Here is a 21,927-nt window from a genome sequence, read left to right on the forward strand (position 1 = left end):
TCGGCCACGCTGCGTTCACGCGAGACCATCCGCAGGCGGTCGAAATGCCGTCGACTCCGAGGTGAACTCGTCGCCGGCCATCTGGTCATCGGACGTCATGCATCCCTCAAGGGTTCAGGCGTCTGACGGTGGGCGCGACATGCCGACCGATATGGCGGCGGCCGGAGCGTTGCCTGACAATATGTCGTTATGATTAAAAAATATAAATAGTTGCGATTTCAGTCTGCCGTAAGACACGAAATTTTTCAAGTAGCCATTGGGGAATTGCATTGTGGCTATGAGTCTGTAGCCTCGTCCTTGCGGCCGGTTCAGCTCCTTTTCCCCTCACGCCGCAGCGGGGCGTCGCCGTGGAAGGTCCTTCTTGGCGAGTCCGCGTGGCATGTCTGCACGGGAGTCCCCATCTGGTCATTTCCCGGAATGAATCTCGCCTTTTGTGCGACGACTCTTCACGTGCTCTGCTGACGAAACGGGGAGGTGGTTGTCGCATGTTTCCAATGGCTTGCCGTCTCCACGCCGCTGCACGGATGCCGGGGCGCGGTCAATGGATGTGCCGAATCTTTGTCTTGCTGGAAAACCGGAGGGAACGGAGGGCGCGACTTGGGCTGCGTCGAATGCCTGGTGCTTGAGGCTTTCCGGAGGGAAATGCGCAGACGAGGCGTGAGCTGTCTGAATATCAATGAAAGGAAGATGCGAGCCGTAAACGGCTGACCCCGAAGGCCGGGGTTTTCACGTGGATCTTGAAGAATCCCGAAGCCCTGGGGCGCGATGTCCGAGGTATGATCCGATCATGTACGCGATGGCGCTGACCAGCGTTGTCGGGACGATGGCGTGGATGCCGCCCATGGCGGGTTTCATGATGGAGAGCGCCATGAAGGCGGTCACTCCGCAGACGATGGAGGCGACGGCGCCCCTGGCGTTGCCGGACTGGCAGTACAGGCCCAGCACGATGGGGCAGAGGAACGCGGCTTCGAGGCCGCCGAAGGCGAAGAGGTTGATCCAGACCAGGAGGTCCGGCGGTTCGAGGGCGGCGACGAAGACCAGCAGGCCGACGACGGCCGTGATCCAGGTGCTCGTCCTTTTGAGCGTGGCCACGGGCATGCGGGAGGCGTCGCCCTTGAGCCGGTAGTGGATGTACAGGTCCTTGATGATGGCGGCGGAGACCAGCAGGAGCATGGAGTCGACCGTGGACATGATGGCCGCCAGGGGGCCGGCGATGAACACGCCAGCCCACACGGGGGAGAGGAGTTCGAGGATCATCGTCGGCATGGCCAGGTCGCCGGCGGGCAGGTCCGGGAAGACGGCACGTCCGAAGGTTCCGGCGAGGTGCGCGCACAGGATCATGAACCCGATGAGCAGCGTGCCGATGACCATGGCGTCGTGCATGGCGCGGGAGTCCCGGTAGCCCATGCAGCGCTGGGTGGTGTGCGGCAGGCCCAGCACGCCGATGCCCACCAGGACCCAGAAGGACATGGTGAAGGCTTGCGGCACCGCGTTGTCCGGCCCGGTGGGCGTGATCAGGCCGGGATCGATGTCCTTGAGGGTCGAGACGCATTTCGCCACGCCGCCGCCGGCGTTGATGACGGCCAGCAGCACCACGACCACGGCCACGACCATGACGATGCCCTGGATGGCGTCCGTCAGTACCACGGCGCGGAAACCGCCGACCGCCGTGTACAGCACCACGCTGATGCCGAAGAGGGACAGGCCGACGGCGTATGGGTAGCCCGTGACGGTCTGGAAGAGGCGCGCCCCGCCGATGAATTGCGCCAGCATGGCGGCCATGAAGAAGACGATCAGGGCCACGGAGCACAGGATGACCACCGCGTCGCTGTTGTAACGGGCGCGCAGGTAGTCGGTGATGGTCACGGACTGGGTCTGGCGCGCCACGATGGCGAAGCGTTTGCCCAGTACCCCAAGCGTGAGGAAGGCCGTGGGCACCTGGATCATGGCCAGCAGCACCCAGCTCAGGCCGAACCGGTAGGCCACGCCGGGGCCGCCGATGAAACTGCTGGCGCTGGTGTAGCTGGCGATGATGGTCATGGCCAGGACAAAGCCGCCCATGGTCCGGCTACCGATGAAGTATTCCTCGATGAATCCCTGCGAGGTTGTTTTCGCGGACTTTTGGCGAGCCCAGAGCGCAATGCCTATGGATACGGCCAGGTACGCAATCATGGGAATGATGGTCTGGATCGAACTGGGTGTCATTTGTCCTCGCCTTGTATTGGGGGGGTGTTCTGGACGTCGGCATCAAGCGGTATTTCCTTGAAGAACAATCGAACGACCAGCCAGAGGAGGACGGTGGTGAGAGGGTAGCCAAGAATGCAGCTGTAAAAGAACCATGCAGGAAAACCGAAGATGTACGAATATGTTTCAGGGTCTTTGTTTCCCAATCCGTATCCGGAGACGTACCACCATAAAAAATACAAGGCATAAACTGCCAAAACTGCCAGGGCTTCCCTGTTAGCCTGTCTGATTCTATGGTCTTGATGTGTGTCCATTGTGCTTGTGTCCGTCGCGTTCAGCAAAATTTCCAAGGAATGATGGGAGGTCTCACGAGTCACTGCGAGCGCCGCGCGGCAGTCCATGCCTTGACATGAGGTCACTGCAAAAAGTCGTCATGCCCTTGAACAAGGGGAGGGAGACTTTTTCAGGGCTCTTCCGGTCACAGCGCCAGACTGTCATCGGCGGCCCACTGACGTAATTGAACGTTGATCCGGGTGCATCACCGCAAGTGACCCGTCATCGCGAGCGCAGCGAGGGCGTCCCATCCTCGACGTGCTGGAGTGCAATCGGAAAAGATCTTGAGAAACTGGATTGCCGCGTCGAAGACTCCTCGCAATGACAGGCGTCCACATTGATCCATCCTGCGTGAACGCTTCCAGAGTTTGACCTTTCGCGGCTCACAAGCGTCATGGACGCTCAGCCCGGATGATCCTTTTTTAACTGTCCGAAAAGAATGGATTCCCGTCTTCGCGGGAATGGCACCCGGGTTCGTTCCCGTTTATTGCGGAGGTTTCTCGGAGATCGCGTGTTGTCTCAAACGAGGACGACAAACAGGATCGTTGCATGCAAACTACAAACAATGCCAGCGATCTGCAACTCATTTGCAACGCGCGTGGGCCGGGTCGATGTTTGTCGGCCGTTCCGCAATGGCCGGTACGCGGCTTTGCTTGAGGCGACGTGACGATGTGGCGACGTGCGTGGTGTGCTGTTGCGACGGCGGGTTGAAGGGGCACTCGCCGCATCCGGAAATGTGCGACCTCGCCGAGCGGCGGGCGCGGGTTTCACCTGCCTGGGCACAGCCGGCATCCGTGGGCAGTGTCATCCCGGATGGCGTCCTTCCTGCGCATTTCTGTCCATTGCGAATAAGTTTCATTTTCCGGAATGAATCTCGTCCGTCTTGTGATGATTCTTCACGTGACAAAGTGCCGTAATGGAGACTGGATTATCGATTAGTCCGGAAAATCGGACACAGAGAATTGGACGATGTGGATAATTTGCACTCTATATTATCAAATAAGATTCCGAATATTTTATACATGTCAAACATACTGTTCTGAAAATTGATTTTTTCATGATATAATAAGGTAAAAATGTTGAAAAATATTTCATATCTTTCTTGTTTTTGCATTTTGATAAATTTGTCACGAGTTATGATTGGTTGTGCGAACAGCTTAATGAGCGTCTCTTTTATTTTCGCAAGCGAAAAAAAACCATGATTGTTTCGGAAATTCTTGCGCAGACATGCTGCAATGGATACACAAGCGCAAACAAATTAACCGTATGGAGGGTATGAGGAATGTTGAAAATGAAGACCATTCTTGCGTTTGCGCTGGTTGCGGTTTTTCTGTGTGCTGCTTCCGCCTTCGCTGCTCCCATCGTGATCAAGTACTCCCACGTCGTGGCAGAGGACACGCCCAAGGGCATCCAGGCCAACAAGTTTCGCGACCTCGTGGCCGAACGCCTGGCCGGCAAGGTCGTGGTCGAGGTCTACCCCAACTCCCAGCTCTTCGGCGACGGCAAGGAACTCGAAGCCCTGCTCCTGGGCGACGTGCATCTTCTGGCGCCGGCCCTTTCCAAGTTCCAGAAGTACACTCCGCTGCTGCAGATCTACGATCTGCCCTTCCTGTTCAAGGACATGGAGGCCATCGACAGGTTCCAGCAGGGTCCCAACGGTCGCGCGCTGCTCACCTCCATGAAGGACAAGGGCATCATCGGCCTGGAATACCTGCACAACGGCATGAAGCAGATCTCCGCCAACGATCCCATCCGCGTCCCTGCCGATGCCGCCAACAAGAAGTTCCGCATCATGACCTCCGACGTTCTGGCCGCCCAGTTCGAGGCCGTGGACGCCATGCCCCTCAAGAAGCCCTTCGCCGAGGTCTTCACCCTGCTGCAGACCAAGGCCATCGACGGACAGGAGAATTCCTGGTCCAACATCTACTCCCAGAAGTACTACGAGGTGCAGCCTTACATCACCGAAACCAACCACGGCATCCTCGACTATCTCGTGGTCAGCACCACCGAGTTCTGGGACAGCCTGCCCGCCGACATCCGTCCGGTCATCGAGGAGTGCCTGAAGGAATCCATCGCCGTCGGCAACGAAGCCGCCGCCAAGAAGGACCTCGAAGACAAGCAGAAGATCATCGACTCCAAGCGTTCCGAGATCATCACCCTGACCGAGGCCGAGCGCGGCCAGTGGGTCGAGGCCATGAAGCCGGTGTGGAAGAAGTTCGAGGACGCCGTGGGCAAGGAAAACCTCGAAGCCGCCATCGCTTCCAACAAATAGTCTCCGGGAATCATGAATACCTTCATCAACAAGCTGGAGGAGGGGATCATCTCCCTCCTCCTGGCTTCCATGACGCTTCTGGTTTTCGTGGAGGTGGTGTTCCGTTTCGGCTTCAACGTGGGCATCCAGTGGGCCCAGGAGCTGACGCTCCTGCTGTCGGGCTGGCTGGTCATGTTCGGCGTGTCCTACGGCATCAAGGTTGGTTCGCACATCGGGGTCGACGCGCTTGTCAAGCTCTTTCCCGACGGCGTGCGGCGGGCCGTGTCCATCGTGGCCGTGCTGCTCTGCCTGGTCTACTGCGGACTGTTTCTCTTCGGCAGCTGGGCCTACCTCGGCAAGCTCAGGAGCATCGGCATCCACCTCGAGGACATTCCCGTGCCCAAGTGGATGGCCAACAGCATCCTGTTCGTCGGACTGCTCATGATGGTCGTCCGCCTGCTGGATCTCCTCTGGGCCATCGTCCGTGGGCGCGCCGAAGGCTTCAAGCTGCTGGATGAGGCCAAGGAGAGCATGTACCTGGTCCAGAAAGAGGGCACGGCCCTGGATGGAGACGACGAATGACCACAGCCGCCCTGTTCTCCCTGCTCTTCCTGTTCATCGCCACGGGCATGCCCATCGCCATCGCGCTGGGCCTTTCGAGCATCACCACGATCCTGTTCTTTTCCAACGACTCCCTGGCGTCCATTGCCCTGAAGCTCTTCGAGTCGGTATCCGAACACTACACCCTGCTGGCCATACCGTTCTTCATCCTGTCGTCCCAGTTCCTGTCGACGGGCGGCGTGGCCAAGCGGCTCATCAACTTCGCCCTGGACTGCATCGGGCACGTCAAGGGCGGCCTGGCCATGGCCTCGGTCCTGGCCTGCATGCTCTTCGCGGCAGTTTCCGGCTCATCGCCGGCCACGGTGGCGGCCATCGGCAGTATCGTCATCGGCGGCATGGTCCGCTCGGGATACCCCGAGAGCTTCGCCGCCGGCGTCATCTGCAACGCCGGGACGCTCGGGATTCTCATCCCGCCGTCCATCGTCATGCTCGTGTACGCTGCGGCCACCCAGGAGTCGGCGGCCAGGCTATTCATGGCCGGGTTCATCCCCGGCATCTGCCTGGGGCTGCTCCTGATGCTCGCCATCTACATCGTGGCCCGGATCAAGAACTATCCGGCCCTGGCCTGGCCCGGCTTCCGGCAGGTCTTCCGTTCCGGCGTCAAGGCCCTGGGCGGACTCATGCTTGTCATCATCGTGCTGGGCTCCATCTACGGCGGCATCTGCAGCCCGACCGAAGCGGCCGCAGTTTCGGCGGTGTACGCCTACTGGATCGCCGTCTTCGTCTACCGCGACATGGGGCCCCTCAAGGACGTGCCCCTGCGCAAGTTCGAGGAAAGCCTGGGCTCGGCCCTTACGCGCGGCCTGTGGCAGACCCTGCTGGCCATCCCCAGGTCCTGGGTGCACCCCGAGGTGCGCCACGTGGTCCTGGACGCCGCCAAGGTCAGCATCATGCTGCTCTTCATCATCGGCAACGCCATGCTCTTCGCCCACGTGCTGACCACCGAGCGCATCCCGCACATGATCGCCGAGACCATCGTGGGCTGGGGCCTGCCGGCCTGGGGCTTCCTGATCGTCGTCAACCTGCTGCTCCTGGCGGCCGGCAACTTCATGGAGCCTTCGGCCATCACCATGATCATGATCCCGATCCTCTTCCCCATCGCCATGAAGCTCGGCATCGATCCCATCCATCTGGGCATCATCTGCGTGGTTAACATGGAGATCGGCCTGATCACGCCTCCCGTGGGCCTGAACCTCTTCGTCACGGCGGGCATCACCAAGCGCGACCTGACCTGGGTCGTACGCGCGGCCTTCCCTTGGCTGACGATCCTGCTAGGGTTCCTGGCCATCATCACCTACGTCCCGCAGATCTCCCTGTGGCTGCCGGAATTCATCGACAAGCTCAAAGGGTACTGAGGGTTTCCCGAACACGAAACAGAGAACCGGACTCCGCGAGGGGCCCGGTTTTTTTGGGGAAGGATTGCGCCCGGCGCAACGGGCTGGCCGCGGGGCTAGTCGTCGTTTTTGCGGCAGGCCGGGCAGATCCCTTCCAGGCGGATGTCCACATGGCGGACATCGAGCGAAAGGGCCTCCAGGGCCTTCTGGTCCAGGGGCAGGGTGTCGCAGTGCAGGCAGAGGTAGCGGTCGCAGCGCGTGCAGTGGAAGTGCGGGTGCTCGTCGTCATGATCCTCGCGCAGGCAGAAGCGGCGCGATTTGTCGCCGAGGTCAAGACGGTTCAGGACCTCGTGTTCGACCAGGAGGTCGAGGATGCGGTAGACCGTGACCCGGTTGATGTCCGATTTGGCGCGCACCGCATCGAGGACCTCCTGTGCGCTGGACGGGTAGGGGGTGCCGCCCACGGCCATGAGCACGCGCACGCGGTGCTCCGTGGCTTCCAGGCCCGCGGCGGCGAGACGGTGTTCCGCCGCCTTGGCGGTCATGCGGGCCTTCACCCGAGCCTCCGCAGGCTGTGCACGCCCCAGGCCAGGACATACCCGCCCGTGGCCATGGCGATGATGGACGCGCCCGAGGTGATGTCGAAGTGGTAGGACACGGCCAGGCCGGCCAGGCAGAAGGCGAGGCTCGCCAGGGTGGCCAGGACCATCATCTTCCACAGGGAGTTGGTGAAGAGTTCGGCCAGCATGGGCGGGATGGTCAGCAGGGCGATGACCAGGATGAGGCCGGCCACCTGGATGACCATGATCACGGTCACGGCCGTCAGGACCTGCATCAGCGCGTAGAGCAGGCGCACCGGCACGCCCATGGAACGCGCGAACTCCATGTCGAAGGACAGGGCCAGGAAGTCCTTGTACCAGAAGAAGACCACGGCCAGGATGAAGGCGTCGAGGACCGCCATGAAAAGGATGTCCCCGCGCGGGACGGCCAGGATGCTGCCGAAGAGGTAGCTCATCAGGTCGACGTTGTAGCCAGGGGTGATGTCCATGAGGATGATGCCGATGGCCATGCCTGCCGCCCACATGATGCCCACCACGGAGTCGCTGCGCTCGGCGCGGCCGAAGGAGGCCATGGCCATGGCCAGGGCGGCCAGGACCGTGAAGGCCACGGCGCAGGGCAGCACGGGCAGGCCCAGGAAAAAGGCCAGGCCGACGCCGCCGTAGGCCGTGTGGGCCACGCCCCCGGCCATGAAGACCTGGCGGTTGACGACCACGAGGGTGCCGATGACGCCGCAGGCCAGGCTGGCCAGCAGCCCGGCCAGCAGGGCGTTGCGCATGAATTCCATGGCGAGGAGGTCCATCATTTCGTCACCCCCCGTCCGCCGGCGGTGAAGATCGAGGACATGCCGCGGATGTATTCGTCCAGGGGGCAGGTCGCGTCGTGGGTGCCGTAGATGAGTTCAAGCATGGTCGGCGTCAGCTCGCGGCCGCGGTTTTGGATGAGGCGGTTGTTGACCACGGCCACGCTGGTGATGCGCGTGGAGGCCGAGATGAGGTCGTGGCTGACCATGACGATGGTGATGGAGGCGCTCAGGGCCGAGAGCAGGTCGAAGAGGCAGACCTTGCCCTGGGGGTCGATGTTGGAGGTAGGTTCGTCGAAGAGCAGCAGGGCCGGGTCAGAAATCAGGGCCCGGGCCACGAGCACGCGTTGCTTCTGGCCTCCGGACAGGGCGTCGAAGCGGCGTCCGGCCAGGTCGGCCATGTCGACCATGTCCAGGGTGTCCAGGGCCTTGCGCTTCTCGTCCGCCGAGTAGCCGGGCCAGCGCCGGGTGGAGAAGAGTCCGCTGCCGCGCCGCAGCCCCAGCAGGACAACGTCCCGGACAGTGACGGGAAAACTCGGCTGGACAAGGGCGTGCTGCGGCACGTAGCCCACGGCGGGCCGCACGACGGCCGGGTCGGCCCCGAGGACGCGCACCGTGCCGCGCGCGGGCCGCAGAAGCCCGAGGATGATCTTGACCAGGGTCGTCTTGCCGCCGCCGTTGGGCCCGATGACGGCCAGGAAATCCCTGGCGCCGACGCTCAAGGTCACGTCCGTGAGAACCTCGCGGTCCGCGTAGGCGAAGGTCACGCCCGAGAGTTCGATGACGGGGCCTTCGGTCAGCAGGCGGTGGAAGCGCGGCCCGGGTACGGCCGTGTGCTCGTGGCCTGTGCAGGTGGAGCAGATGTGGTCGGGTGAATGCATGTCTTTACCTTGCGGGCCGGTTTGTTTGCCAGGCCGGCGGGACCCGGGCGGGAGGTCCGCCGGCGCTGGGCGAGGTCCCGGATCGATTTTTCCCATGATTTGGAATGCATGTTTATGCAACAGGATTGCATCTCGTCAAGGGCGGCCGGCGCGGGTGGCGGCCCTTGTGCATCGCCTCTTCAGGCCGTAGGAAAAGGGGGCGGCCGCGCCAATGGCGGCCCGGATTACAGGAGGAACCATGCTCGATTTTGCCATAGACGAGTCACGCTGCATCCAGTGCGGCGAGTGCGCGGCCGACTGCCCCGTGCGCATCATAGACATGAGCCAGGGGCTGCCTCGCATAAGCCTGCAGCGGCAGGGCCTGTGCATCAGGTGCCAGCATTGCCTGGCCGTCTGCCCCACGGCGGCCCTGTCCATCCTCGGCGTGGACCCGGACGCGAGCGTCGAGATCCTGCCGCCTTCCCCGGACGGCCTGGAGAACCTGATCAAAAGCCGCAGGTCCGTGCGGCGTTACCGGCCCGAGGCCGTGGAGCGGGCCGTCCTGGACCGTCTCATGGGGGCCGTGGCCTACGCCCCCACGGGCAAGAACGAGCGCAAGGTCCGCTTCACCCTGGTGGACGACCCGGAAGTCATGGCGCGCATCCGCGTCCTGACCATGGAGGGCATCCGCCGGGCCGTGGACGAGGACGGCCTGCCCGACGGCATGGAGTTTTTCGCCAAGTTCCTGACCGCCTGGGACCAGGGCCGCGACATCATCTTCCGCGAAGCCCCGCACATGCTCATCGCCTCCTCGCCCCGCGAGGCCACCTCCGGCGAGGCCGACCCTTTCATCGCCCTGTCCTATTTCGAGCTCATGGCCGCGAGCCTCGGCCTGGGCACGGTCTGGTGCGGGTACGCCCGCTGGGCCCTGCAGAGCGTGGTGCCGGAGCTGGGCCGCAAGCTCGGCATCCCCTCGGACCACCGCTCCATGTACGTCGTCATGTTCGGCTACCCGGCCGTGCGCTACGCCCGCGCCGTGCAGCGCGAGGTGCAGGGCCTGCACCGCGTCAGGTCCGGCGACCTGGAGGGCGGGCTGTGAGGCGCGGCATTCTCGATGTCCTGCGCGAGCGCGTGGTCGTGGCCGACGGGGCCATGGGGTCGCTCCTTTTCGAACGGGGCGTGGATAGCTCGTCCTGCTACGACGCCCTGAACCTGACGGACCCGGCCCTGGTGCGGTCCATCCATCAGGCCTATGCGGCGGCCGGGGCCGAGGTCCTGGAGACCAACACCTTCGGCGCCAACAGGGCCAAGCTCGGCCGTTTCGACCTGGGGCACAGGGTTCGCGAGATCAACCTGCGCGGAGCCGAGCTGGCCCAGGCCGAAGCCGGAGAAGACCGCTGGGTGGCCGGGGCCATGGGCCCGCTGGGGCGCCTGGGCGAGGAGACGGCCGCGCCGGGAGAGACCGAGGAGATTTTCGCCGAGCAGGCCCGGGCTCTGGTCGAGGGCGGGGTGGACTTCATCATGCTCGAAACCTTCGCGAGCCTCACCCTGCTGCTGTCGGCCCTGCGCGGGGTCAAGGGGGCCGTTTCCGTGCCCGTGGCCGCGCAGATGGTCTTCACCCAGCGCGGGCGGACCCATTCGGGCCGCTCGGCCCGCGAGTGCTTCGAGGCCCTGGTGGCGGCCGGGGCCGACATCGTCGGCCTCAACTGCGGCATCGGCCCCAAGAATTCCCTGGAAGTGGTTCGCGCCCTGGGTCCGGTACCTGTGCCCTTGTCGGTGCTGCCCAACGCGGGTTTTCCTGAGGCCGCGGGCGACCGGCTCATGTACGCCTCGTCGCCGGAGTATTTCGCGCGGCAGACCGCGGCCTGCGCGGTCCACGGCGCACGCCTGTTGGGCGGGTGCTGCGGGACCGGGCCGGAGCACATCGCGGCCCTGGTCAAGGCGCTGGGATCAGCTTTGCCCGAAGTGCGGATCGAAGCCCCGTCGGCCGAGGAACGCACGGCCGGGACTGCGGTCCCGACGCGTCTGGCGCGCAGGCTGCAGGAGGGCAAGGTCGTCCTGGTGGAACTCGACCCGCCCAAGCACCTCGACACGGAGCCCGTGCTCCGGGCGGCCGAGGCCCTGGCCGCGGCGGGCGTGGACGCCATCACCATCGCCGAGAACCCCCTGGCCGTGCCGCGCCTGTCGAACATCACCCTGGCCGGCATGGTCCGGGCCAGGACCGGCGCGGACGTGGTCGTGCACCTCACGGGCCGCGACCGCAACCTGGTGGGCATGCAGTCGACCATCATGGGCCTGGCCGCTTCGAACCTGCACAACGTCCTGGCCGTGACCGGGGACCCGCCATCGGCCGGCAGCGCCGAGCGGGTCTCAGGCGTCTACGACCTGCGCTCCATGGAGCTCATCTCCCTGCTGGCCGGCTTTAACCGGGGCCGCAACCACTACGGCGACGACATGCGCCTGCCCGTCAACTTCTGCATCGGCGCGGCCTTCAACCCCAACACGCGCAACATGGCCCTGCAGGTCGGCCGCATGGAGAAGAAGATTGCGGCCGGCGCGACCCACTTCCTGACCCAGCCGGTCTATTCCCGGTCCAGGGTGGACGAGATCCTGGCCGCGACGGCCCACGTCAAGGCCCCCATCGTGCTCGGCATCATGCCCCTGGCCAGCCACCGCAACGCCGAGTTCCTGCACAACGAGTTTCCGGGCATCGAGATTCCCCTCGAAGCGCGCGAGCGCATGGCCCGGGCCGGGGATGCGGGGCAGCGGGAGGGCATCGAGATCGCCTGGGAGCTACTTGAGTACGCCTGGCCGCATTTCGCGGGGGTGTACATCATCCCGCCGTTCAATCGGTATCAGATGGCGCTTGAACTGATGCGAAGGTTGGGACTGTGAGACGGCGTGGCAAGGATGTTCACGCGGCGCCGGCGTGCAACCGAACGCCAAGCGCTTTGGTGACCTTGAGAATGGTGGCGAAACTGGGGTTTCCGTTTTCGCTGAGTGCCTTGTAGAGGCTCTCTCTGCTCAGTCCTGCTTCCTTGGCGACCTGCGTCATGCCTTTGGCCCTGGCGATATCGCCCAGCGCACGGGCGATGCCTGCGACGTCATCGGGCGCTTCGGTCAGCCACGCGTCGAGATAGGCAGCCATTTCTTCCGGTGTGCGCAGTTGCTCCGCGACATCATAGGCAACTGTCCTGGTTATCGCTGGCGTGCTTTTGGTTGACTTCGACATGTCTCTACTCCTGAAGATTGCGCGCTAATTTTTGCGCAAGTGCGATGTCGTCCTTCTGGCTTGATTTGTCGCCACCGACAAGGAGGATGATCAGTTCATCGCCCCGCTGCGTGTAGTATACCCGATAGCCTGGCCGGCATCGACTTTCAGTTCGGAGATGCCTCCGGAAAGAATCCGATATTGTCCGGGGTTGCCATGGACGAGACGATCAACTCGGACCTGAATGCGAGCCCTTGCGGTTCGGTCTTTGAGAGAGTTGATCCAATCCCGATACATCTCTGTCATTCGTACGCGCATGACAGAGATGTATCCTCTGGGATACATTTGTCAAGCGGTATCGACGCGGGGGATGTCAGGATCGGAAGCGCTTCGAATTTCTCATGGCATCCCCCCTTTGACACACGAAACCCTCGCCGATGGCTCGACGAGGGTTTTCTAATTGTGCCGACCGCAGTGGTCGGACGGTCCGCCATTTCAGGGGGTCAGCCGCGGGCTAAATCCGTCGTGACGTAACGCTCCATGACCCAGCCGCGCACGTCTTCGCCGTCGATCTCCACGTACAGCCAGCCAGGGGCGCTGCCGATGACGTTGAGGATCGTGTAGCGCCCCGCCTGGGCGATGATCTCCTCGCTTTCCTCGGGTCCGTAGCGCAGGTTCAGGGTGTCCGTGACGACGGCCACCCGGGCGGGCCACTCGCGGCCCGGCGCGCGAATGGGTTCCACGACTTCGTATCCTGCAGGCACGCGCCGGTAGTAGACGTCGCCGAAGACGTGGTAGGTGATGCCGGCCGAGATGATCGTGTGGCTGCCCAGGGGCAGGCTCAGGACGATGAGCCCCAGCGGGGGGCGCACCAGGATGAAGCCGGCGTTCCAGGGCCGGTAGAACCTGCCGCCGTGGTAGTGGTAGCGGTCGCGGCCGTGCAGGATGACCGCGTGCCTGGGCGGCAGGTAGTGCACGATGTGCCTGACCTCGTGCCGCGCATAGCGCCCGGAGTCATGCCGTGGGCCGTCGTCATTCCCCGGGCGCCTGTAATCCCCGCGAGGGGATTGCCGGATGTACGATGGGCTGACGTGCCTGCGGCCGTCGTCCCGGTAACGGTGGTCCCGGCGCCTGTCCCCATCCCGGTCCTGGTCGCGGACGCGTTTCCGCGCGTCCGGCCGGTCGTATCCACCCTGCGTGTCGACCCGCATGAAGTCGCTTCCGCCTCCGGGTCTGTCGTCGGTTCGGAAATGCTTCCCGTCCCTTCGTCCGTCGTCCTTGGGGCCGTCATGCCTTCGTCCATCCCGTCGATCTTCGCTGCGCTGCCCGCCGAGGCGGAAAGGATCGTTCTGCTTCGTGCGGCCGCCGTCGAGACGGAACAGGTCGTCGCCGCGTTGCCCGCCTGTCCCTTGTCCGCCGAGCGTGAAGAGTTCGTCGTGGCTGGCTCGGCGGATTTCCGAGCGATGGCCGTCGCCGCCATGCGCCTGCGCCGCCCATGCCTGCAGGCAGAGCAGGGCGATGATCGTCAGTCGTGATATGTAGGTCGTCATGGTTTTCCTCCTGGAGTTGTCCCATGCGGCAGGCAAGGGGCGTGCCATGCGCTCATGCGCAGTGGAGCCACGGCCGTGGCCGGTTATCCGCCCGTCAGGGGGGGCTTGCGCGTGAAGCGTGAAAATCGCCGTCCCGTGTCGGCTGAGAAGTCTTTGCACAACGGGGTGGGCGGTCAGCCCAGTCCCAGGCGCTTGAGCTTGTAGATCAGCCCGCGCCGGGTGATGCCCAGGAGCTGAGCCGCGTGGGTGCGGTTGCCGCCGGTCTGCTTCAGGGCCGCGGCCACGGCCTCGAATTCCTGCTGCTCCAGAGTCTTGGTTTCCTCCGGGAGCTTCGGCCGGGCGACGGCTGGCGCGTCCGGGACGGCCTTGGCCGCGGACTTGCGCACCGCCGGGGGGAGGTGTTCGGGCAAGATGACGTCGGTCTGGCTCAGGAGGCGCACATGGGCCATGGCGTTGGCCAGTTCGCGCACGTTGCCGGGCCAGGGGTGGTTCTGCAGGGCCTGCGCCGCCGCGCGGGACAGGCGTCGCGCCTCGGCGGCCCCCTTGTTCAGGAAGAACCTTGCCAGAGGGGCGATGTCCTCGGGGCGTTCGCGCAGGGGGGGGATGTCGATGGTGATGACGTTCAGGCGGTAGAAGAGGTCCTGGCGGAAGCGGCCCTGCGCCACGTCCTCCTCCAGGTTGCGGTTGGTGGCGGCGATGAGCCGGCAGTCCACGGCGACCTCCCGGTCCGCGCCCACGGGCGTGATGCGCCCCGTTTCCGTGGCGCGCAGCAGGGATGCCTGCAATTCCAGCGGCATGTCGCCGATTTCGTCGAGAAAGAGGGTGCCTTCGTGGGCTTCGCGGAAAAATCCCTTGCGCTTGGCCACGGCGCCGGTGAAGGCGCCCTTCTCGTGGCCGAAGAGCTCGCTGGCCAGGAGGGTCGGTGCCACGGCCGCGCAGTTGACCGTGACGAGGGCCTTGTCCCGCCGCGCGCTGTTCACGTGGATGAACTGGGCCACGACTTCCTTGCCGCTGCCGCTTTCGCCCGTGAGCAGCACCGTGGCGTCGCTGCCGGCCACGCGCCAGGCGTCGCGCAGCACGGCGCGCATGGCCGGGCTCTCGGCCACGATGCCTTCCAGGGCCGAGGCCGGCACGTCCGCGTCGCCGTCCCCGTGCACGCCGAGGGCGTCCCGCACGGCGGCCAGCAGTTCGTCCAGATCCACGGGCTTGGCCAGATAGTCCACGGCGCCGAGCTTGAGGGCGTCCACGGCTTCGCGCACGTCGGCGTAGGCCGTGACCAGGAGGAACGGCAGGCCCGGCTGGTCGGCCCGGGCGCGGCGCAGGAGGTCCAACCCGCTGGCGCCGGGCATGCGCACGTCGCTGACGACCATGGCCGGTGCATTCTTCCCGATGGCCTTCAGCGCGGCGGCGACGTCCTCGGCTTCCAGGACATCGAGCCCCGCGTCCCGCAGCACGCGGGCATAGAGGTCTCGGTAGCGGGCCTCGTCGTCGACAATCAGGATGGTCGTGTTCATGCGCGCTCCTGGGCGTTTCTGATTCCGGAAATGGTCATGGCGGTGCCTCCGGCCGGGACGGAGGACGCCTGGATCTTCCAGCCGTGGGACTCCACCAGGCGTTTGACGATGGCCAGCCCCAGACCGTGGCCCGAGGCCGAACCCGACACGTAGGGCTTGAAGATGTTGGGGAGCAGCTCCGGCGGGATGCCTGTGCCCTGGTCCTCGACGACGAGCTGCCACCGGCGGCCCTGGCGCTGCATCCGGATGCGCACGACGGTGCCCGCGGGCGAGGCGTGCAGGCTGTTCAGCAGCAGGTTGACGAGGATCTGCCGCAGCAGGGCCTCGTCGGCCAGGACGACGGCCCCGGGCACAATTGATTCCAGTCCCACCCCGGCGAGGTCGAAGTCGGGCCCCATGACTTCCGTCAGCTCCCGGCAGAGGCGGTCCACGGCCACGGGACCGGGGTTCACGGTGCGTTGCCGGGCGAAGTTCATGAAGTTGCCGAGCCTGGAGGTGGTCTTGTCCACCTCGTCCATGATGTGTTCGAGCATCGTCCGGCTCTCGGCCGGGATGTCGCGGCGGGCCGCGATCTGCTGGGCCATGCCCATGATGATGCCCAGCGGGTTCTTGGTCTCGTGGGCCAGGCCCGCCGCGGCCAGGCCGAGCTCTTCCAGGTGGGCGCTGCGCAGACGTTCGGCCGCGAGTTCACCGGCCAGAAGCCTGCGCCGGTTGCCCGCGATCCACGCCGCCGTGACGGCCAGGATGCAGGCCAGGGCCAGGGCGAAGATGGGCGCCTGGCGTTGCCAGTACCAGGAGGTCGAGAAGGTTTCGGTGCGGCTGCGGAAGCCCAGGTACATGACCGGGTTGCTGCGCATCCAGAGCCCCAGGCCGAAATGCGGGGATTCGAGGGCCTCGGCCCAGGTGGATGGCAGGTTGACCTGCTGCAGCGGGGCCCAGACGATGAGCATGGACTCCGTGGCCATTTCGCCGCGGTCGCCGCCGGTCACCAGCAATTCCGGGACCTCGCCGGTCTGGACCAGGCGCCCGTGCCGGGCTTCGACCACGACGAAGGCCGTGCGGGAGTCGCGGGTGATGCTGGCCAGGACACGCTCGATCTGCTGCCAGTCCGTCAGCACCCCGTTGCTCATGGTGGCGATGATGGCGTTCAACGTCTGAAATGTCTCCTGGGCGCGCTGTCGACGCCACTCCAGGGACCGGTCGCTGTAGCCCTGCCAGGACCACAGGCCCCAGAGGGAAAGGGCCAGGATCATGGCCGCCGCGGCCAGCAGGGGCGCGCGGTAGATGCTGCGGGTGGCGTGCTTCATGTGTCCTCCTTGCGGGCTTTTGCCAAGCAAAGAGCGTGCTGGATGTTCAACCCAGGAGCATGCGGTCCGAAATTTCGGCGTCTTCCTGGCCGTGGAATTTCTGCAGCAGGTCCTCGACCCTCAGGGCCGCCTTTTCCTGGCCGCGGACGTCGAAGATGATGCGGCCGCGGTGCATCATGATCAGCCGGTTCCCCAGGGCCAGGGCCTGCTGCATGTTGTGGGTGACCATGAGGGTGGTCAGGCCGCCGGCCGTGACGATGTTCTCGGTCAGTGCGAGGATCTGGGCCGCGGTCTTGGGGTCCAGGGCCGCCGTGTGCTCGTCCAGGAGCAGCAGTTCCGGGCGCACCAGGGTGGCCATGACCATGGTCAGGGCCTGGCGCTGGCCGCCCGAGAGCAGCCCCGCCCGGTCCTGGAGCCGGTCTTCGAGGCCCAGGCCCAGCACCTTCAGGTGTTCGCGGAAAAGCTCCCGGTCGGTGGGCTTGACGCCGCGCGACAGGCCGCGCCGCTGTCCGCGCCGCAGGGCCAGGGCCATGTTCTGGGCGATGGAGCCGCCGGCGCAGGTGCCCATGAGCGGGTCCTGGAAGACGCGGCCGATGAAGCGGGCGCGCCGGTGCTCGGGCCAGCGGGTCACGTCGGTGCCGCCCACGGCGATGGTGCCCGCGTCCAGGGCGTGGGTCCCGGCCAGGCAGGACAGGAAGGTCGACTTGCCGGCCCCGTTGGAGCCGATGATGGTGATGAAGTCGCCCTGCTCGATGTCGATAGACAGGTCCCGGATGCTGTGCACTTCGTTCACACTGCCCCGGTGGAAATACTTGTTCAGTCCGGTGGCGCGGATCATCGTGCGAACCTCCGTTTGAGCATGGGCGAGGTCAGGGCGATGATGACCAGGAAGGCGGTGATGAGATTCAGGTCGCTGGGCGTGAAGGAGAAGCCGCCGAGGTCGAGGCCCAGGGCCAGGGCGATGGCCGTACGGTAGGCCACGGAGCCGACGATGACGGCGATGCAGGCCCGGGCGATGGTCGCCTTGCCGCAGATCGTCTCGCCGAGGATGACCGAGGCCAGGCCGGCGACGATGGTGCCCACGCCCATGTTCACGTCGGCCGCGCCCTGGTTCTGGGCGATGAGGGCGCCGCTGAAGGCCACCAGGGCGTTGGACAGGCCCACCCCGAAGATGATGACGTTGTCCGTGTTCACGCCTAGGGCCGTGATCATCTGCCGGTTGTCGCCCGTGGCCAGCATGGCCTGGCCGTACTCCGTGTGCAGGAACCAGATCAGGGCCGCCGTGACGGCCGCGGCCACGAGGAAGAAGAAGACCGGCGTGATCTGGAAGAGGGGCAGGCTTAAGGCCTCCAGGTCCGTCAGCACCGAGGGCGTGCCCAGCAGGGCCACGTTGGGGCCGCCCATGATGCGGATGTTGATGGAGTAGAGCGAGATCATGGTCAGGATGGAGGCCAGCAGGTGCAGGATCTTGAGCTTGGTGTTCAGGAGCGCCGTCACGGCCCCGGCCGCGAACCCGGCCACCGTGGCCAGGGCCAGGGCCAGGTAGGGGCTGTGCCCGGCCGTGATGGTCACGGCGCTGACCGAGGCCCCCAGCGGCAGGCTGCCGTCCACGGTCAGGTCGGGGAAATCGAGGATGCGGAATGTCAGGTACACCCCGAGGGCCATGATGCCGTAAAGGAACCCCTGTTCCAGGGCGCCGAGCAGTGCGTAGAGGGTCATGTCGCGTCAGTGGTAAGAATGATACGGGAAGACGCCGCGCGTCCGATGTGCGGCACATACATGGGGCCGGCGGCGAGGACAAGCCGCAGGGTGGGGTGGCGGCAGTCCGGTATCTTGCACGCCAGGGTTTCCCCCGGCGGGGTACGCTACGGCCTTTGTCGCCGCCACCCGCCCCGCGAACTCCGGCCGACTCCCGAGCCGGAGGCGGCCGCACGTCAGGTTGCATCGGTATTTTTGGAGCGCGCCGTCTGCCCGCTTTGACAGAGGCTTCGCGCTTCCTGTAGGCCAAGGCCCGATCCCAACAGTCTTCCCGAGGTTTTTCCATGCCCACGCCCCTTGAAGTCCTCCGTTCGGTTTTCGGCTACGACGCTTTTCAGGGCCCGCAGGAGGCGGTCATTGAGACCGTCCTGGCCGGCCGAGACGCCGTGGTCCTCATGCCCACGGGCGGGGGCAAGTCCCTGTGCTACCAGATTCCGGCCCTGGTCCGTCCCGGCACGGCCGTCGTCGTCTCTCCGCTCATCGCCCTCATGCGCGACCAGGTGCAGGGCCTGACCCAGAACGGCGTGCGCGCGGCCTGCCTCAATTCCTCCCTGGACCCGGTCCGGGGCCGCGAGGTGGATGCCGAACTCATGGCCGGTCGTCTCGACCTGCTTTACGTCGCCCCCGAGCGCGTCTTCGCGCCGGGCTTTCTGGACCGCCTCGCGCGCGTCCCCCTGGCCCTCTTCGCCATCGACGAGGCCCACTGCGTGTCCCAGTGGGGCCACGACTTCCGGCCCGAGTACACCCGCCTGGGTGAACTGGCCGACCTCTTCCCCGGCGTGCCGCGCCTGGCTCTGACGGCCACGGCCGACGACATGACCCGCGCGGACATCATCCGCCAACTGCGCCTGGACTCGGCCCGCGTCTTCGCCTCGGGCTTCGACCGGCCCAACATCCGCTATCTCGTGACCCTCAAGGACCGGCCCGAACAGCAGCTCCTGGCCTTCCTGCGCTCCCGCCCTGCGGGTGAGGCCGGCATCGTCTACCGCATGTCGCGCAAGAAGGTCGATGCCACGGCCCAGGCCCTGGCCGGGGAAGGGTTCACGGCCCTGCCGTACCACGCAGGCCTTTCCGCCTCCGCGCGCGAGGCCAACCAGGAGCGGTTCATGCGCGAGGAGGGCGTGGTCATGGTCGCCACCGTGGCCTTCGGCATGGGCGTGGACAAGCCCAATGTCCGTTTCGTGGCCCACGTGGACCCGCCCACGAGCCTGGAGGCCTACCACCAGGAAACGGGACGCGCTGGACGCGACGGTCTGCCCGCCGTAGCCTGGATGACCTACGGCCTGGGCGACATCGCCATGCTGCGCCGCCTGGTGGCCATGGACGACGCCTCCATGCCCGCGCTCCAGGGCGACGGCGAGGCCCGCAAGCGCCACGAGCGCCTCAAGCAGCAGAAGCTGACGGCGCTGCTGGGCTACTGCGAAACGGCCGGCTGCCGCCGTCAGGCGCTGCTGCGCTACTTCGGTCAGAATCTCCCGCAGCCCTGCGGCAACTGCGACACGTGTCTGGATCCCGTCGAGACCTGGGACGGCAGCGTGGCGGCCCAGAAGGCCCTGTCCAACATCTTCCGCGTGAAGGAGGGCTTCGGGGTCGGACATCTGGCCGACGTGCTGGCCGGCAAGGCGACGCGGGCAGTGGAGCGCTGGGGGCACGCGCAGCTCTCGACCTTCGGCGTGGGCACGGAGCTTTCGCGGGCCGAATGGCTGAGCGTCTACCGTCAGCTGGTGGCCGCGGGCCTGGCCGACGTGGACCTCGAAGGCTACGGCGCGCTGAAGCTTAACGCCCGCAGCTGGGAGGTCATGAAGGGCCGCCTGCCGGTTCACCTGCGCCGTGACCCCGTCCCGGCCGCACGGAGCCGTAGGGCGGGAGCCGCGCAGGCCGGCCCATCCGGCGAGTCGCCGGCCGGAGGGGCGCAGCCTGCCTCAGAGGAGGAACGGACCCTGTGGGAGAGCCTGCGCGCGTTGCGGCTGCAGATATCCAGGGAGCAGGACGTGCCGCCCTACGCCGTGTTCGCGGACAAGACGCTCCTGGAGATGGTCAGGTACAGGCCCGGCAGCATCGAGGATCTGCTGTGCATTGCCGGCGTCGGACGCATGAAGCTCTCGGCCTACGGGGAACGCTTCGTGGAGGCCCTGCTGCGGCACGAGGACGGGCACGGCCGCCCGGAAGGGCTCCCGCCCTTGCCTGCGCCGCGCGTGGAGAAGGTCCGGGTCCGGGAGGAAGGCCTCTCCTCAACGGAGCAGGCCAGCCTGGACTGCTTCCGGCAGACCGGGTCCGTGCAGGGCGCGGCGGACCTGCGGGGGCTCAAGCTCGGCACGGTCTACGCCCACCTGACCAAGGCCGTGTCCCTGGGGCTCGTTTCGGCCGCGGAGGTCACGGGGTTGACCAGGGGGCAGTTATCCCGCATCGAGGAAGAACTGGGGTCTCCGCGGCGCAAGGGTTACGGTGGGCTGTCCCAGGTGGCCGAGGCCCTGGGCGGGGAGTTCGATTTCGACGTCCTGCGCTGCGTGCGCGCGGGGATGCAGCGGGAGCTGTCGGAGGGCTGATGCGGATCTATCTCGTGGGCGGCGCGGTGCGGGACAAGGTCCTGGGCCTGACCCCGGTCGACCTCGACTACGTGGCGGTGGGCGGGACCGAGGCCGAGCTCCGTCGGCGCGTCCCCGGCCTGACGAGGGTCGGGCAGGGCATCCCGGTTTTCGTGCGCGGGGGCAGCCAGTACACGCTCTCCGAATACCCGACCATCGAGGAGGACCTGGCCTCCCGCGACCTGACGGTCAACGCCCTGGCCGAGGACGAGGAAGGCCGTCTCCTGGCCCATCCCCTGGCCCTGGCCGACCTGCGCGACGGCGTCCTGCGCCCCGTGGCCCAGGCCAATTTCCTGGCCGACCCCCTGCGCGCCATCCGTGCGGCCCGGTTTGCCGCCGCCTATCCCGGTTTTTCGGTCCACGCGGATCTTCTGGCCGCCATGCGGACCGTCTCGCCCGATCTGGGGCGGGTCGCGGCCGAGCGCGTCGGGCAGGAGGCCTTGAAGGCCTGCGCCGCGCCTGCGCCGGGCAATTTCCTGCGCGTCTTGCGCGATGGACGCTGTCTCGGGCCGTGGCTGGCCGAATTTCTGGGTGCCGACGCCATCCCCGCCGGGCCGCCGGCCTTCCACGAAACGGACGTGCTGGAGCACACGGCCCGCGTCATGGACCGCTGCGCCGGCGAAACCCTGGCCGCGTGGATGGGCCTCTGCCACGACCTGGGCAAGACCCTCACCCCGCCGGACATGCTGCCGCATCATTTCGGGCATGAGGATACGGGCCAGGAACTGTCCGAAGCCCTGGCCCTGCGCCTGCGCCTGCCGAACCGTTTCCGCGCGGCCGGGCGCCTGGCCGCGCGCTGGCACATGGCCGCGGGGCGGTACGTTGAACTCCGGGCTTCCACCAGGGTGCGGCTGCTCCTGGAACTGGACAAGGCGGGGATCGTGGAACCGTTCTTCAGGCTGGTCGTCGCCGACGGTGGCGGGGACGTGCGGGCGCGGGCTGTGGCCGACCTGCACCTGATCAAGTCCGTGCGACTGCCGGAAAAGCACCGCGACCAGGGCCCGAAAAGCGCCGAAGTGCTGCTGCAGTTGCGCTGCGAGGCCCTCGAAGGGCGCTGAC

General features: G+C 65.9%; 18 protein-coding genes. 7 read left to right on the forward strand and 11 right to left on the reverse strand.

Annotated elements, in window-relative coordinates; translation table 11 throughout:
• Positions 1-726: 726 nt before the first annotated feature.
• Together panF and G394_RS0110550 are read right to left on the reverse strand one after the other, a co-directional pair.
• The gene (panF, locus tag G394_RS0110545; protein WP_028577622.1) at positions 727-2,205 is read right to left on the reverse strand and encodes a sodium/pantothenate symporter; all 1,479 of its coding nucleotides are present in this window, start codon (positions 2,203-2,205) and stop codon (positions 727-729) included.
• A complete protein-coding gene (locus G394_RS0110550; RefSeq protein ID WP_028577623.1) occupies positions 2,202-2,498 on the reverse strand; it encodes a YhdT family protein in 297 nt (98 codons plus the stop codon). The genes panF and G394_RS0110550 overlap by 4 nt, the downstream gene beginning before the upstream one ends.
• Before the next feature lie 1,310 nt (positions 2,499-3,808).
• On the opposite strand from G394_RS0110550, the gene G394_RS0110555 reads away from it, so the two are divergent.
• From G394_RS0110555 to G394_RS0110565, 3 genes are read left to right on the forward strand one after another with little or no spacing between them, the layout of a single operon-like run.
• Positions 3,809-4,789, forward strand: coding sequence for a TRAP transporter substrate-binding protein (locus G394_RS0110555; RefSeq protein WP_245578317.1), 981 nt, complete (start codon positions 3,809-3,811; stop codon positions 4,787-4,789).
• Positions 4,790-4,801: 12 nt separating this feature from the next.
• A complete protein-coding gene (locus G394_RS0110560; protein ID WP_043775509.1) occupies positions 4,802-5,350 on the forward strand; it encodes a TRAP transporter small permease in 549 nt (182 codons plus the stop codon).
• Positions 5,347-6,744, forward strand: coding sequence for a TRAP transporter large permease (locus G394_RS0110565; protein WP_028577626.1), 1,398 nt, complete (start codon positions 5,347-5,349; stop codon positions 6,742-6,744). Before G394_RS0110560 ends, G394_RS0110565 begins: the two co-directional genes overlap by 4 nt.
• Positions 6,745-6,839: 95 nt before the next feature.
• Here the strand turns inward: G394_RS0110565 and G394_RS20215 are convergent, their stop codons facing one another.
• The 3 genes from G394_RS20215 to G394_RS0110580 are packed head-to-tail and all read right to left on the reverse strand — an operon-like array spanning position 6,840 to position 8,964.
• Positions 6,840-7,280: a Fur family transcriptional regulator gene (locus G394_RS20215; protein WP_051307111.1), complete on the reverse strand. Its 441-nt coding sequence runs from the start codon at positions 7,278-7,280 to the stop codon at positions 6,840-6,842.
• The gene (locus tag G394_RS0110575; RefSeq protein ID WP_028577628.1) at positions 7,277-8,086 is read right to left on the reverse strand and encodes a metal ABC transporter permease; all 810 of its coding nucleotides are present in this window, start codon (positions 8,084-8,086) and stop codon (positions 7,277-7,279) included. Before G394_RS0110575 ends, G394_RS20215 begins: the two co-directional genes overlap by 4 nt.
• Positions 8,083-8,964 carry a metal ABC transporter ATP-binding protein gene (locus tag G394_RS0110580; protein ID WP_084435537.1) on the reverse strand — a complete coding sequence of 294 codons (882 nt, stop codon included), beginning with the start codon at positions 8,962-8,964 and terminating at the stop codon, positions 8,083-8,085. Before G394_RS0110580 ends, G394_RS0110575 begins: the two co-directional genes overlap by 4 nt.
• A gap of 238 nt (positions 8,965-9,202) precedes the next feature.
• On the opposite strand from G394_RS0110580, the gene G394_RS0110585 reads away from it, so the two are divergent.
• Positions 9,203-10,042: a nitroreductase family protein gene (locus tag G394_RS0110585; RefSeq protein ID WP_028577630.1), complete on the forward strand. Its 840-nt coding sequence runs from the start codon at positions 9,203-9,205 to the stop codon at positions 10,040-10,042.
• Complete coding sequence (locus tag G394_RS0110590) at positions 10,039-11,838, forward strand: bifunctional homocysteine S-methyltransferase/methylenetetrahydrofolate reductase (protein ID WP_028577631.1); 1,800 nt, start codon at positions 10,039-10,041, stop codon at positions 11,836-11,838. The genes G394_RS0110585 and G394_RS0110590 overlap by 4 nt, the downstream gene beginning before the upstream one ends.
• 19 nt (positions 11,839-11,857) lie before the next feature.
• On the opposite strand, the gene G394_RS0110595 is transcribed toward G394_RS0110590, so the two are convergent.
• The 6 genes from G394_RS0110595 to G394_RS0110625 all read right to left on the reverse strand — a co-directional run bounded on the left by G394_RS0110595 (position 11,858) and on the right by G394_RS0110625 (position 18,244).
• Positions 11,858-12,175, reverse strand: a complete 318-nt coding sequence (locus G394_RS0110595; protein WP_028577632.1) for an addiction module antidote protein — start codon at positions 12,173-12,175, stop codon at positions 11,858-11,860.
• Positions 12,176-12,657: 482 nt separating this feature from the next.
• The gene (locus tag G394_RS21200) at positions 12,658-13,704 is read right to left on the reverse strand and encodes a DUF6515 family protein (RefSeq protein WP_156902570.1); all 1,047 of its coding nucleotides are present in this window, start codon (positions 13,702-13,704) and stop codon (positions 12,658-12,660) included.
• A gap of 173 nt (positions 13,705-13,877) precedes the next feature.
• On the reverse strand, positions 13,878-15,218 hold the full coding sequence (locus G394_RS0110610; protein ID WP_028577635.1) for a sigma-54-dependent transcriptional regulator: 1,341 nt from the start codon (positions 15,216-15,218) through the stop codon (positions 13,878-13,880).
• Positions 15,215-16,525, reverse strand: coding sequence for a sensor histidine kinase (locus G394_RS0110615; RefSeq protein ID WP_028577636.1), 1,311 nt, complete (start codon positions 16,523-16,525; stop codon positions 15,215-15,217). Before G394_RS0110615 ends, G394_RS0110610 begins: the two co-directional genes overlap by 4 nt.
• Before the next feature lie 46 nt (positions 16,526-16,571).
• Positions 16,572-17,363, reverse strand: coding sequence for an ABC transporter ATP-binding protein (locus G394_RS0110620; protein WP_028577637.1), 792 nt, complete (start codon positions 17,361-17,363; stop codon positions 16,572-16,574).
• Positions 17,360-18,244 (reverse strand): ABC transporter permease, encoded by an 885-nt coding sequence (locus tag G394_RS0110625; RefSeq protein WP_028577638.1) that lies wholly within the window; start codon positions 18,242-18,244, stop codon positions 17,360-17,362. Before G394_RS0110625 ends, G394_RS0110620 begins: the two co-directional genes overlap by 4 nt.
• Before the next feature lie 323 nt (positions 18,245-18,567).
• Between G394_RS0110625 and recQ the strand changes: the two genes are divergently transcribed.
• Positions 18,568-20,829 (forward strand): DNA helicase RecQ, encoded by a 2,262-nt coding sequence (gene recQ, locus G394_RS0110630; protein ID WP_028577639.1) that lies wholly within the window; start codon positions 18,568-18,570, stop codon positions 20,827-20,829.
• Complete coding sequence (locus tag G394_RS0110635) at positions 20,829-21,926, forward strand: tRNA nucleotidyltransferase/poly(A) polymerase-related protein (protein WP_028577640.1); 1,098 nt, start codon at positions 20,829-20,831, stop codon at positions 21,924-21,926. The genes recQ and G394_RS0110635 overlap by 1 nt, the downstream gene beginning before the upstream one ends.
• Position 21,927: the final 1 nt, after the last annotated feature.

Origin of the sequence: Desulfomicrobium escambiense DSM 10707 (assembly GCF_000428825.1) — a bacterium.
In the GTDB taxonomy this organism is placed as follows: Bacteria; Desulfobacterota; Desulfovibrionia; order Desulfovibrionales; family Desulfomicrobiaceae; genus Desulfomicrobium; species Desulfomicrobium escambiense.